Raw genomic sequence first — 11088 nt, forward strand, 5'->3', positions numbered from 1 at the left:
GGACGTCGCGCGCGATCTGCGCTTTTTGCAGCGCTCGACCGGATTCGGCCCTTCGCGACTCACCCCCTGAATACAAAGACGCCGGCCCGTGGGAGCGGACCGGCGTCATATCTTCGGAGCCGCGCAGAGGCGGCCTGCGCGCCCTCAGTAGAGGAAGTAGCGCTGCGCCATCGGCAGTTCCTTGGCCGGCTCGCAGGTGAGCAGCTCGCCGTTGGCCCGCACCTCGTAGGTCTCGGGGTTCACCTCGACGTGCGGCAGCGCGTCGTTGAGGATCAGATCCTTCTTGCCGATGCCGCGGGTGTTCTTCACCGCCAGCGTCTGCTTGGCGATGCCGAGCTTATCGCGCAGCCCGTCGGCCTGCGCCGCCTCCGACACGAAGATCACCGCCGAGTTCTCGACCGAGCGGCCATAGGCACCCCACATCGGGCGGGAGTAGACCGGTTGCGGCGTCGGGATCGAGGCGTTGGGATCGCCCATCTGCGCACAGACGATGGTGCCCCCCATGAGAACCATCTCGGGCTTCACCCCGAAGAACGCCGGGTTCCACAGCACCAGATCGGCGCGCTTGCCCTCCTCGATCGAGCCGATGTGCTGGCTGATGCCATGGGCGATGGCCGGGTTGATCGTGTACTTAGCGATGTAGCGGCGGACGCGGAAGTTGTCGTTGTCGCCCTGCTCCTCGGCCAGCTTGCCGCGCTGCTTCTTCATCTTGTCGGCGGTCTGCCAGGTTCGGATGATCACCTCGCCAACGCGGCCCATGGCCTGGCTGTCCGAGGCGATGATCGAGAAGGCGCCCATGTCGTGCAGGATGTCCTCGGCGGCGATGGTCTCGCGGCGGATGCGGCTTTCGGCAAAGGCCACGTCCTCGGGGATCGACTTGTCGAGGTGGTGGCAGACCATCAGCATGTCGAGGTGTTCCTCGAGCGTGTTCTGCGTATAGGGCCGCGTCGGGTTGGTCGAGCTGGGCAGCACGAACTCCTCGCCGCAGATCTTGATGATGTCAGGCGCGTGGCCACCGCCCGCCCCCTCGGTGTGGAAGGCGTGGATCGTCCGCCCTTTCATCGCCGCGACGGTGTTCTCGACGAAGCCGCTCTCGTTCAGAGTGTCGGTGTGGATCATCACCTGCACGTCCCAGTCGTCGGCGACCGACAGGCAGGTGTCGATGGTGGCCGGCGTGGTGCCCCAGTCCTCGTGCAGCTTGAGACAGCACGCACCGCCCCTGATCTGCTCTTCCAGCGCGGCAGGCAGCGAGGCGTTGCCCTTGCCGGCGAAGGCGAGGTTCATTGGGAAGGCATCGGCGGCCTGCATCATCCGGCCAAGGTGCCACGGGCCGGGGGTGCAGGTCGTCGCCAGCGTGCCATGCGCCGGGCCGGTGCCGCCGCCGAGCATGGTGGTCAGACCCGAGTGCAGCGCGTCCTCGATCTGCTGCGGGCAGATGAAGTGGATGTGGCTGTCCATGCCGCCGGCGGTGAGGATGCGCCCCTCGCCCGCGATCACCTCGGTGCCCGGGCCGACGATGATGTCGACGCCCGGCTGGGTGTCGGGGTTGCCCGCCTTGCCGATCTTCGCGATGCGCCCGTCCTTCAGGCCCACGTCCGCCTTGTAGATGCCGGTGTGGTCGACGATCAGCGCGTTGGTGATCACCGTGTCCACCGCGCCCTGCGCGCGGGTGTACTGCGACTGGCCCATGCCATCACGGATCACCTTGCCGCCGCCGAACTTCACTTCCTCGCCGTAGAGATTGCCGTTGCCCCCGCTGGCGGCACCGGCGCGCGAGGCGGTGAGGTCGCGTTCGACCTCGATGATCAGGTCGGTGTCTGCAAGCCGCACCTTGTCCCCGGTGGTGGGGCCGAACATGGCGGCGTAGTCGCGGCGGGAAATCGTTGCGGGCATTCGGGTCGTCCTCGGGTTGGTCAGTTCGGCAAGAGCGTGCGCAGGTCTTCGCTGCGGCGCTGGGTTAGTCTGGTCAGGCAGCTGACGTGGATCAGCGGCTGGATGGAGCCGCCCTCGTAGGGGGCGGCCTCGGCGAGGCAAGCGGCATCGCGGAATGGGATCCAGGCGCGCTGCGCGGCCCGGACCTGCGCCATCACCGCGTCCGATGCCATGGCCTTGAGCTGGCCGTAGACCGCGTTCAGCTCGGCATCGGCGGCCTCGTATTCGTGGCTGCGGCACTCCCGCATTTCCACCGTGGTGGTTGCATCGCTGCAGGCGGCACGGGCCGGATCAGCCTGGATCAGAACGGCACTGGCGAAAATCGCAAACCCGGCCATGCGAAAGCATTTTGTACCACGGCGAAACGGGAGTAGCGTCCTCTTGAAGTCAAAGAAGTCCATTTTTCCTCCCAGCAAGTTCTTCAGCAAGGAGTTTGGAATGTTCAGGTCGACGATTACAGGACTTTCTCTGCTGGCCCTTGGTGCCGGCACGGCAAGCGCGGCGGGCGACGTCGCCCGCGGCGAATATCTGGTCAGGGGCCCGGCGGGCTGTGGCAACTGCCACACGCCCTTTGGCGAGGCGGGCCCGGACATGAGCATGGAACTCGGCGGACGCCTCGTCGAGGACAACCCGATGTTCACCGCCTACGCCCCCAACATCACCCCCGGTGGCGAGGTCGCGAACTGGAGCGACGCGGAACTGGCGCGCGCCATCCGCGAGGGCATTCTGCCCGATGGCTCGGTGATTGGCCCGCCCATGCCCTTTGCGATGTACAAGGGTCTCGGCGATGACGACCTGGCCTCGATCGTCGCCTTCCTGCGCACGCTCCCGGCGGTCGAAAACGAGGTGCCGGACTCGGTCTACAACATTCCCCTGCCCCCGGCCTATGGGCCGCCGGTGGAGAGCGTCACCCCGCCCGAGCGCGGCGTGACCGTGGAGTATGGGGCCTACCTCGCCAACGCGGTCACCCATTGCATGGAGTGTCATTCGCCGATGAGCGACAAGGGCCCGATGACCGATCCCGAGCACCTCGGTCAGGGCGGCTTCGAGTTCCACGGCCCCTGGGGCAGCGTCACCGCACCGAACCTCACCAGCTCCGAAGACGGGCTGGCCGGCTACAGCGACGAGGAGCTGAAGGCGATGATCACCAAGGGCATGCGGACGGACGGCTCGCAGATGCTTCCGCCGATGCCCTACGGCTACCTCGCGCAGATGACCGAGGGCGATCTCGACGCCATCGTGCTCTACCTGCGCAGCCTGTCGCCGCTGCCCGACGCCTGACCCGCGAAAACACCGGCGTGCCCGAGTGGGGCGCGCCGGTGCCAGGTGGTCCGGAGAGGGATATGCGGTGGCCAAGCGATGCACGTCAGCGCCTCACTTCATCCGCACCGGGCCGCAGATGCCCAACGTCGCCACAGGCGCAGGCCGCACGAAGGGCAGCACCGTCGCGCCGGCGGTCGGCAAAGCAGCCCCCTGCTTGCGGCCGTAGGTCAGGAGCGCCTCGGTCATCTGCGTCTGGACAGCGAGCATTTGGCTCGTGCCACGCAACATGAGCACAGCCCAGTCGAAAGGTGTCATGAAGACCATCGGTGCCCCCCCTGCCTGCGCCTACCAGCCCGAACGCTGGCCAGGACGGAACTGCGGCCCGCGCCGGCTGAGCCGCCTGCGGTTGCGGCGGGCTTTCACTTCCAGTGGACGAGAAAAGGCGTTGATCACCACTGGCGCAGGCGCGCCGCGCATCATCGCCGCGCTCGCCTGCCACCAGGCCTGCATGAAGGCGGGGCCCTTTTCTGCGGTCATCCGGTACGCCTCGGTCGAGGGGACCGACCACATGCCGGCGAAGCCCAGCATCCGGTAAGCCACCACGCTCTGCGCCTCGGCGCCGAGGAACCCCAGCCGCATCATGCTGCCGGTCAATGCCGTGAATGCGTCGAACATGCTTGCCGTCCCTTTCGCTGGAAGAGGAGACCTCAGAGTGCCCCCATGACCTTCTGGTTGAAGCCGTAGATCTTGCGCTCCCCCGAGAAGGGGATGAGCTGCACCTCGCGGCGCTGGCCGGGCTCGAAGCGCACGGCGGTGCCCGCCGCAATGTCGAGCCGCAACCCGCGCGCCGCGTCGCGGTCGAAATCAAGCGCCGGATTGGTCTCGGCGAAATGGTAGTGCGAGCCCACCTGAACCGGGCGGTCGCCGGTATTGGCGACCATCAGCGTGATCGCCTCGCGGTCGGCGTTCAGCAGCAGATCGCCCTCGGCGGGGATGATCTCGCCGGGGATCATTTGCGACCGCCGCCGTACATGCGCCAGCCGGCATAGGCCGCAACGCCTAGCACCGCCACGGCGGTCAGCCAGGTCTCGGCGCCATGCGGGTGCAGGTGCGCGCCGGAATGCGCGAGGGCCGGGGTTGCGAGCGGCAGGGCCATGATCGGCAGAAGGTATTTCATCGTCTCACCTGTTGGTCTTCGTTGCGTGGCGTCGGCCCCGGGGGGCCTCAGCGGATCGGGTTGTGCACGGTCACCAGCTTGGTGCCGTCCGGGAAGGTGGCCTCGACCTGAACCTCGTGCAGCATCTCGGGGATCCCCTCCATGCATTGCTCGGCGGTGATGACCTGCGCCCCGGCCTCCATCATCTCGGCCACCGAACGGCCGTCGCGGGCGCCCTCGACCACCGCGTCGGTGATCAGCGCCACCGCTTCGGGGTAGTTGAGCTTTACGCCGCGCGCGAGGCGCTTGCGGGCCACCTCGGCGGCCACGGCCACCAGAAGCTTGTCCTTTTCGCGGGGGGTCAGTTGCATGGTCAGATCATCCAGGGTCTTGGGAGTTCGGCGCCCGACAGGCGCCGCAGTATGGGGCAAAGGTGACGGCGCAGCTCGAACCCGTCAATGGCGAGCATGCGCAGCACGAGAAGGTCGGGATCGAGCGCCGAGACACCGCCAAGGAATTCGCCATCCGTTTCCGGCAGCATGGCGCGCAGCGCATCGACCTGCGTGGCGGCGCCGGGCGCGGCGAGCACGACGGTGGCCAAGGCCCGGGCACCCTCGGCAATCGCGGGATCGGCGAGATGCGCGGCGGCGTCGCCCGTGAGGCGCAGCCGGTCGGACCAGACGAGCCTGCCGCCCCGGCGAATGTCGATACGGTCGGCGTGGCGCAAGTCGGTGACATTTTCGCCCATGGCCGCACGGCCGAAGATCAGCGGCTCGCAGAGCAGCAGACGGGCATCCGGGGCCATCTCCACCGAGAGCCGCCGGTCGAGTGCCGCGCCGTCGAAGAGGATCGTCTCCTGCGGCAGCCAGTCGAGCCGTGCGCCCGATTCCAGTGCCAGCCGCGTGTCGACGCGACCGGTTTCGCCCGGCAGCGCACGGTAGACGCGCTCGGCGGCCTGCGTGGTCAGCGCCAGATGCGCGCCCTCGCGGGCGGTCGCCTCGATGTCGAAGGCATCGCCCCCGGTCACGCCGCCCGAACTGTTGAGATACACCGCCTGCAGCGCATCCAGCCCACGCGGGAACAGCAGCTTGGAGCTGCCGGACATGTGCAGATCTCCGATGGCGCTCCTGCTGCCCCGACACCGCGCCGCCAGCCGCGCGCGCCCGCGGGCACGCTGCGCGGAGACCGCTGCGGGCAGGCCGTTCGGCGCACTCATCTGGGGCTGATCATAGGGAATGGGGCTGTCCTCCGCTTGCCACGCGGACCCTCTTTCAGGGCGTGGCGGACCACAAGCAGAGGCGCGGAGCTCTGCAGGCGCCCTTTGCTGAATTCTACATCAAACGACCGAAAACTTACCTCTTTATCGAGTTCTGCCACCATATTAAGCACATTTGAATCAGCCCTCTTTGGGTCGCGCGCGGTGCTCGCAGCGGTCCGGCTTCAGGTCCAGAAGCGGGGTTCCGTCGACGCAATCGAGCCCCTGCACCACCAGCACCGGCCCGTCGCGTCGGACCAGCCGGACCGAGGAAATCCCGATCGGGTTGGGGCGCACCGGCGAGCGCAACGCGAAGGTTCCGCGGGTAGCGTTGCCGTGCGGCGTCTGGGTCAGCAGATCACGGCGGGCCCGGTCGAGCCAGTAGAGCACCTGGATGCGCTCGGCCCGCTCGATGCCCTCGAGCGCGGGCTCCCATTCCGGATCGAGCTCGATCCGGCACTCGGGGCCATCGAGATCGCCCTGCCGCGGGCAGTCGCGCCGGATGGCAAAGGGCGTGCGGATACGCCCGATGAAGCGCAGCTGCGCGTCCTGCGCGGGCAAGAGCTCGATGGCGGTCTCGCCCGGGCGAATCTCGTCGTCGGTGGTTTGGGTGGCCCCGGTTCGGCTCCCGGTTCGGCTCATGGCGCGCTCCCTGTCCTGCATCACCGGAAAGGTAGCGCGTGCCGGCTCAGCCCGCCAGTTCCGCGCCCTTCGCGGCATCATAGGCGGCAACGACTTCGCGGGCCCGGGCGGTCACCTCGGCGAGGCTCCGGCCCGGCTTGTAGAGCCAGGTGCCGATGCCAAAGCCGGTGACACCCGCCGCCAGCCACTCGCCCATGTTGCCAGCGCTGACGCCGCCCACCGCATAGGTCGCCGCGCCCTCGGGCAACACCGCCTTCATTGCCTTGACGCCCTCGGGGCCGACCAGCGAGGCGGGGAAGAACTTCAGCCCGTCAGCACCGGTGCGCAGCGCGGTGAAAGCCTCGGTCGGGGTCAGCACGCCGGGGTAGCTCAGCATCCCCGCCTTCTTGGTCGCCATGATCACCCGCTGGTTCATGTCGGGCGAGACCACCATGCGCGCGCCGATCTGGTGCAGGCGCAGCACCTCCTCGGGGGCGAGCACCGTGCCCGCGCCGATGATCGCGTCGGTGCCGAAGCCCTGCACCATCTTGGCAATCGAGTCGAAGGGGCGCGGCGAGTTCAGCGGCACCTCGATCTTGGTGATCCCGGCGCCGATCAGCGCCTCGGTGACGGCGGGCGCCTCCTCCGGGGTAAGGCCGCGCAGGATGGCGATGATCTCGCGGGTCATTCGGTCTTCTCCGTCTTGCGGGCCGCCTTCAGCCCTTCCAGCGTCATGCGTTCGGCGTCGGCGATCACCACCGGCACTGCCAGCGTCTCGAGCGCGCTGCGGTAGTGCGCGACGAGTTTCGATGCCCCGAGCAACGCTACGCTCTGGCCGAGCCAGTAGGGTTTCGCAGCCGCCAGTTCCATGCCGATCAGCAGACCGGAGAGCCGCGCGGTGGCCTTTTCCGGGGTCAGCCCGTGCAGCAGCCCCTCAGCACGCAGGGTGAAGAGCTCGGCGGCGAAAGCGGCGGGGCGGCCCATGGCCTGATCCACGCCCTCGGCAAAACTCGCGTCGTCCCAGCCGCCACCAAGCCCGTGCCGCAGCACCGACTTCTGGCTCAGCAGCTCGAAGATCTCGCCGGTCATGAAGCTTCGGAAGGAGACGATCTCGCCAGCGCTCACATGCACCCACTTGCTGTGCGTGCCGGGCAGGCAGATCACCCCGTCGAAGCGCGGGTTAAGCGCAAGGAAGCCAGAGACCTGCGTCTCCTCGCCGCGCATCACGTCGGCGGGGCGGTCCTGCGCGACGCCGGGCAGGATGCGGACGGTCAGGCGCGGGTCCCGCGTCGGCACGGCGATCGCCTCGGCGATGCCGGGCGGGGTGCAGGGGGTCTTCACGTAGGGTGCCTCGGCCCAGCCCTGCCGGGCCCCGGCCATGCCGCAGACGATCACCGGGGTCTCGGCGTCGAGGTCGGGCAGCAGCTCCAGAAGGGTCGGCTCGAACTCCTCCGGCGCGAGGCGACCCATGCCGGCCTCGCTCTCGGCGCGGTCCAGCACCGTGCCATCCGCTGCCATGCGCCACAGGCGCAGGTTCGACGTGCCCCAGTCCACCGCGATCCAGTCAGCTGCCGACATGTGCCCTCCGTGAATTGCCGCTTCGGTGTTAGCGCCCACCCCCTGCGGGCGCAAGCGCGGGGACCCGCAGCCGAGGGGGCGCTGCCCCCGCCGCGCTGCGCGCGCCTCCCCCGGGCGTATTTGAAAAAGAGAAGAAGGAGCCGCGCGACGCTAGAGCCAACCCCAGGCCTGCGCGACCTCCCATAGAAGGCGCAGGCTGAGCAGGCCGAGCGCCGCGCGCACCACGCCGTAGAAAATGCGCTCGGGCAGCCAGCGCACCAGCCGCTGCCCGGACCAGGCCCCAAAGAGCGCCACCGGCGCCAGCATCGCCACCCTCTGCAGGCTCTCCCAAGTCACCTGCCCCGCGACGATGTAGGGCGGCAGCTTCATCCAGTTGATGCAGGCGAAGACGATGGCCTGGGTGCCGACAAAGGTCATCTTGGGCATCATCTGTGGCAGGGTGTAGGCCTGATAAGGCGGCCCGCCGGCGTGGGAGATGTAGCTGGTGAAGCCCGACAGCGCCCCCCAGAACAGGCCCCGCGGCACGTCGGCGGGACGGGCCGCATGATCGCGCGCCAGCCATTTGCGCAGCGTGTCGCCGAGGTAGTAGAGCCCGACCAGGGCGACGATCAGCTTGCCGATTTCCGGCGGCACCCGCGAGATGCAGAGGAAGGCGAGCAGGATGCCGACCGCGGCGGCGGGAATGAGGATCTTCAGGTTGCGGGGCGAGAAATCGCGGCGGAACAGCCAGATCGCGTAGACATCTGCCAGGATGTACATCGGCAGCAGCAAGCCGGCGGCGGCGGCGGGCGCGACGAAGAGCGTCAGCATGGGCACGCCGAGCATGGCGATCACCGGCATGCCGCCCTTCGACGCGCCGACGCAAAAGGTGGCGAGCACCGCCGCGATCCAGAACCCGCTTCCGTCTTCCATGCCACTTCCCTAGCTGCCGCGCCTCTTTCTGAAGAAATGCGCCGGAAGGTGAAAGCGGAAAGACGCCGGGTCACTGCCCGATCCGCCCCCCCGCAGCGCGGGAGCCGGGCATGACCGCAGCGCGGTCTAGTCGGGCGTTGGAGCCTGACGGGGCTTCGGGGGCTGGCTGGGTCTTGGGGCTGGCGGGGTCTTGGGGCTGGCGGGGTCTTGGGGCTGGCGGGGTTCTGGGGCTGGCGGGGTTCTGGGGCTTCGGCGGGCGATGCGGGCATGGTGTGGGGACACCGGGGCCACGATACGCGCTGCAGGGGATCGCCATGGCCGCCCTGATGCCGAGGGCAGCGCGGCCCGATACGGAAGCGAAGGGCATGGGTGCCCCCCGACGGTGCGGAGCCAATCCGGAGTCAGGCGGCGCGACTGTGGTTACGACTGAGCAGCGGCACGGTCAGCTCTAGGTCCTCCTGCAGGGGCCGCAGCGGTGTCAGACCAGCGACCCCGAGATCGGCGTGATAGGCCTGCACCGCCTCCTGCGAGCTCATCCCTTCGCGCACGACGTGGCGCATGGCGCGCATCATTAGCACAGGGTCCTCGCACTCGAACTCGACCCGGCTGAAGCTGGCGGTGCGGGCACCGTAGCGTTCGCCCTGCGCCAGCCGTTCGAGACAATCGCGCGTGGTCCCTTCCTTGAACCCCGTAAGGCCGAAGATAACGCGCGCCGGGTCCCAGTCGGCCAGTTCCTCCATCGCGCGCGGGCCGTGGTACCCCACCTCGACGAAGAGCGGCCGTTCCTTGCCGGCGATCCCGGCAAGGCTGCGGGTCAGAATGTCGTTGCGATAGCCGCCGTATTCCTCTTCACCGCTGTCGACGGGGATCGGCGGATCGCCGACCCGCAGGAAATGCCGCAAGCCGACGGAGGCGGCCATCTGCCGGAAGTCGGCATAGGCCGACAGCGTGGCATGATCGATGTCGATGTCGTTGTAGAAGCTCAGCGCGTAGAGCCCGAGATTGGCCACCGGGCGCACGTTTTCCAGCCGCGAGCTGCGGAAAGGCATGGCGGGGAACTGAACGTAGCGCCCGCCGCGCACCAGCCAGATGTCGGTGTTGTCGGTCAACCGGACGGCGGGGGTGACGTTGGAGCGGGAATAGATCCCCTCCTCGCTGAACACCTCGGCGCTGCCGAGCGAGGTAAGCACGATGTCCGCAAGGTCGCTTTCGATCACACGGCGCATGTCGGCGCGGTAGGCCGGGGCGTTGCGCAGGCGTCCCGCCTCGTCGCGCCCGGCGGCGGAGCAGCCGCGCATCAGGTCAGCATCCTTGCAGAAGGTCAGGATGAAATCGCGCGGCCCGTAGCGGCCGCGCGCGATCTTGGCCAGTTTCTCATCGATCCGTCGCATCGCGTGTCCCCGCTTGGCCCGTCCCCGTATGCGCCCTGCCCGGCACGATGCGCCAAAGAGGTTTCGCAATCGTCAACGCGGGCGGTGCCGGGGCGGCTCAGACAGGCACGACATCCACTTGGTGGGTCGTCACGTGGCTGCCCTCGGAGCGCAGCGAGCCCCGGGTCGGCGCCACATCGGAATAATCGCGGCCATAGGCGACGGTGACGTGGTCGGCCCCGGCGAGCATGTCGTTCGTCGGGTCGATCTCGATCCAGCCGGTCTCGGCGCCGCACCAGGCGCGCACCCAGGCATGCATGGCGTCCGCGCCTTCGAGCCGGGGCTGGCCCTCGGGCGGCAGGGTGCGCAGGAAGCCCGACACGTAGCCCGCGGGAATGCCGAGGCCGCGCAGCGCGGTGATCATCACGTGGCTGATGTCCTGGCAGACGCCGCGGCGGGCGCGGAAGGCCTCGATCGCTGTGGTGGTGACCTCGGTGGCCTCGGGGTCGAAGGCGAACTCGGTGTTGAGCCGGTGGCTGATCGCCGCGACAGCGGCGCGGACAGACATGCCGCGCGTCAGTGTGTCCCGCGCGAAGGCAGCAATCTCGGGCGCCGCGGGCAGGCGCGGCGAAGCGCCCAGGAAGTGGTGCGGGCTCTCCGGTCCGATGCTGCGCACCGCCGCCAGATCCTGCGCCAGGGCCGCAAGATCGCCCGAAAGATCGAGACCGGCGACCGGACGCGCCTTGCGCACGCGGCCGCTGAAGGCAAAGGCGATCTCGCTCAGCGGCATGTCGTGGGCCATTTCGCAGGTCGGATTGCCGAAGAAATCCACTCCGTCACGGCGCCAGCCGGGCGCCGGATCGGCGCTCACTACCCCCGCCAGCAGCTCCTGCCCCGGCAGCGCGCGCGGCAGCATCCGCAGCAGGGTACGGCTGTTGGCTGCGGGATGGGCGTATTCGTAGGTGATCCGCAACGAGATGTCATAGAGCTGGGACATGGGG

General features: G+C 68.6%; 15 protein-coding genes. 1 reads left to right on the plus strand and 14 read right to left on the minus strand.

Annotated elements, in window-relative coordinates; genetic code table 11:
• Positions 1–144: 144 nt before the first annotated feature.
• Entirely contained in the window at positions 145–1893 is a 1749-nt protein-coding gene (gene ureC, locus BM397_RS13535; protein ID WP_092425342.1) for an urease subunit alpha, read from the minus strand.
• A gap of 20 nt (positions 1894–1913) precedes the next feature.
• Entirely contained in the window at positions 1914–2270 is a 357-nt protein-coding gene (locus BM397_RS13540; protein WP_176806666.1) for a lysozyme inhibitor LprI family protein, read from the minus strand.
• A 100-nt stretch (positions 2271–2370) separates the two neighbouring features.
• On the opposite strand from BM397_RS13540, the gene BM397_RS13545 reads away from it, so the two are divergent.
• The gene (locus tag BM397_RS13545; protein ID WP_092425338.1) at positions 2371–3213 is read left to right on the plus strand and encodes a c-type cytochrome; all 843 of its coding nucleotides are present in this window, start codon (positions 2371–2373) and stop codon (positions 3211–3213) included.
• A 93-nt stretch (positions 3214–3306) separates the two neighbouring features.
• On the opposite strand, the gene BM397_RS13550 is transcribed toward BM397_RS13545, so the two are convergent.
• The 12 genes from BM397_RS13550 to BM397_RS13600 form a co-directional block, all read right to left on the minus strand.
• Entirely contained in the window at positions 3307–3519 is a 213-nt protein-coding gene (locus BM397_RS13550; RefSeq protein ID WP_092425336.1) for a hypothetical protein, read from the minus strand.
• 21 nt (positions 3520–3540) lie between these two features.
• The gene (locus BM397_RS13555) at positions 3541–3870 is read right to left on the minus strand and encodes a hypothetical protein (RefSeq protein WP_092425334.1); all 330 of its coding nucleotides are present in this window, start codon (positions 3868–3870) and stop codon (positions 3541–3543) included.
• Positions 3871–3902: 32 nt separating this feature from the next.
• Positions 3903–4208, minus strand: coding sequence for an urease subunit beta (locus BM397_RS13560; RefSeq protein ID WP_092425332.1), 306 nt, complete (start codon positions 4206–4208; stop codon positions 3903–3905).
• Positions 4205–4372 carry a hypothetical protein gene (locus BM397_RS29340; protein WP_176806664.1) on the minus strand — a complete coding sequence of 56 codons (168 nt, stop codon included), beginning with the start codon at positions 4370–4372 and terminating at the stop codon, positions 4205–4207. The genes BM397_RS13560 and BM397_RS29340 overlap by 4 nt, the downstream gene beginning before the upstream one ends.
• A gap of 47 nt (positions 4373–4419) precedes the next feature.
• Entirely contained in the window at positions 4420–4722 is a 303-nt protein-coding gene (locus BM397_RS13565) for an urease subunit gamma (RefSeq protein ID WP_092425330.1), read from the minus strand.
• 2 nt (positions 4723–4724) lie between these two features.
• A complete protein-coding gene (locus tag BM397_RS13570; RefSeq protein ID WP_092425328.1) occupies positions 4725–5567 on the minus strand; it encodes an urease accessory protein UreD in 843 nt (280 codons plus the stop codon).
• 180 nt (positions 5568–5747) lie between these two features.
• On the minus strand, positions 5748–6248 hold the full coding sequence (tsaA, locus tag BM397_RS13575; RefSeq protein WP_092425326.1) for a tRNA (N6-threonylcarbamoyladenosine(37)-N6)-methyltransferase TrmO: 501 nt from the start codon (positions 6246–6248) through the stop codon (positions 5748–5750).
• Positions 6249–6294: 46 nt separating this feature from the next.
• Positions 6295–6915 (minus strand): 2-dehydro-3-deoxy-6-phosphogalactonate aldolase, encoded by a 621-nt coding sequence (locus BM397_RS13580; RefSeq protein WP_092425324.1) that lies wholly within the window; start codon positions 6913–6915, stop codon positions 6295–6297.
• Positions 6912–7805: a 2-dehydro-3-deoxygalactonokinase gene (locus tag BM397_RS13585; RefSeq protein WP_092425322.1), complete on the minus strand. Its 894-nt coding sequence runs from the start codon at positions 7803–7805 to the stop codon at positions 6912–6914. The genes BM397_RS13580 and BM397_RS13585 overlap by 4 nt, the downstream gene beginning before the upstream one ends.
• 150 nt (positions 7806–7955) lie before the next feature.
• Entirely contained in the window at positions 7956–8717 is a 762-nt protein-coding gene (locus BM397_RS13590; RefSeq protein ID WP_092425320.1) for a sulfite exporter TauE/SafE family protein, read from the minus strand.
• Positions 8718–9118: 401 nt separating this feature from the next.
• Positions 9119–10108, minus strand: a complete 990-nt coding sequence (locus BM397_RS13595; RefSeq protein ID WP_092425317.1) for a beta/alpha barrel domain-containing protein — start codon at positions 10106–10108, stop codon at positions 9119–9121.
• Positions 10109–10205: 97 nt separating this feature from the next.
• Positions 10206–11084, minus strand: coding sequence for a transglutaminase family protein (locus tag BM397_RS13600; protein WP_092425315.1), 879 nt, complete (start codon positions 11082–11084; stop codon positions 10206–10208).
• Positions 11085–11088: the final 4 nt, after the last annotated feature.

The organism is Alloyangia pacifica (genome assembly GCF_900116195.1).
Lineage (GTDB): Bacteria > Pseudomonadota > Alphaproteobacteria > Rhodobacterales > Rhodobacteraceae > Salipiger > Salipiger pacificus.

Excerpts from the sequence above, each read along its gene's own strand:
- ureC (WP_092425342.1), bottom strand. The coding sequence starts at position 1,893 with ATGCCCGCAACGATTTCCCGCCGCGACTACGCCGCCATGTTCGGCCCC.
- BM397_RS13540 (WP_176806666.1), bottom strand. The coding sequence starts at position 2,270 with ATGGCCGGGTTTGCGATTTTCGCCAGTGCCGTTCTGATCCAGGCTGAT.
- BM397_RS13545 (WP_092425338.1), top strand. The coding sequence starts at position 2,371 with ATGTTCAGGTCGACGATTACAGGACTTTCTCTGCTGGCCCTTGGTGCC.
- BM397_RS13550 (WP_092425336.1), bottom strand. The coding sequence starts at position 3,519 with ATGGTCTTCATGACACCTTTCGACTGGGCTGTGCTCATGTTGCGTGGC.
- BM397_RS13555 (WP_092425334.1), bottom strand. The coding sequence starts at position 3,870 with ATGTTCGACGCATTCACGGCATTGACCGGCAGCATGATGCGGCTGGGG.
- BM397_RS13560 (WP_092425332.1), bottom strand. The coding sequence starts at position 4,208 with ATGATCCCCGGCGAGATCATCCCCGCCGAGGGCGATCTGCTGCTGAAC.
- BM397_RS29340 (WP_176806664.1), bottom strand. The coding sequence starts at position 4,372 with ATGAAATACCTTCTGCCGATCATGGCCCTGCCGCTCGCAACCCCGGCC.
- BM397_RS13565 (WP_092425330.1), bottom strand. The coding sequence starts at position 4,722 with ATGCAACTGACCCCCCGCGAAAAGGACAAGCTTCTGGTGGCCGTGGCC.
- BM397_RS13570 (WP_092425328.1), bottom strand. The coding sequence starts at position 5,567 with ATGAGTGCGCCGAACGGCCTGCCCGCAGCGGTCTCCGCGCAGCGTGCC.
- tsaA (WP_092425326.1), bottom strand. The coding sequence starts at position 6,248 with ATGAGCCGAACCGGGAGCCGAACCGGGGCCACCCAAACCACCGACGAC.
- BM397_RS13580 (WP_092425324.1), bottom strand. The coding sequence starts at position 6,915 with ATGACCCGCGAGATCATCGCCATCCTGCGCGGCCTTACCCCGGAGGAG.
- BM397_RS13585 (WP_092425322.1), bottom strand. The coding sequence starts at position 7,805 with ATGTCGGCAGCTGACTGGATCGCGGTGGACTGGGGCACGTCGAACCTG.
- BM397_RS13590 (WP_092425320.1), bottom strand. The coding sequence starts at position 8,717 with ATGGAAGACGGAAGCGGGTTCTGGATCGCGGCGGTGCTCGCCACCTTT.
- BM397_RS13595 (WP_092425317.1), bottom strand. The coding sequence starts at position 10,108 with ATGCGACGGATCGATGAGAAACTGGCCAAGATCGCGCGCGGCCGCTAC.
- BM397_RS13600 (WP_092425315.1), bottom strand. The coding sequence starts at position 11,084 with ATGTCCCAGCTCTATGACATCTCGTTGCGGATCACCTACGAATACGCC.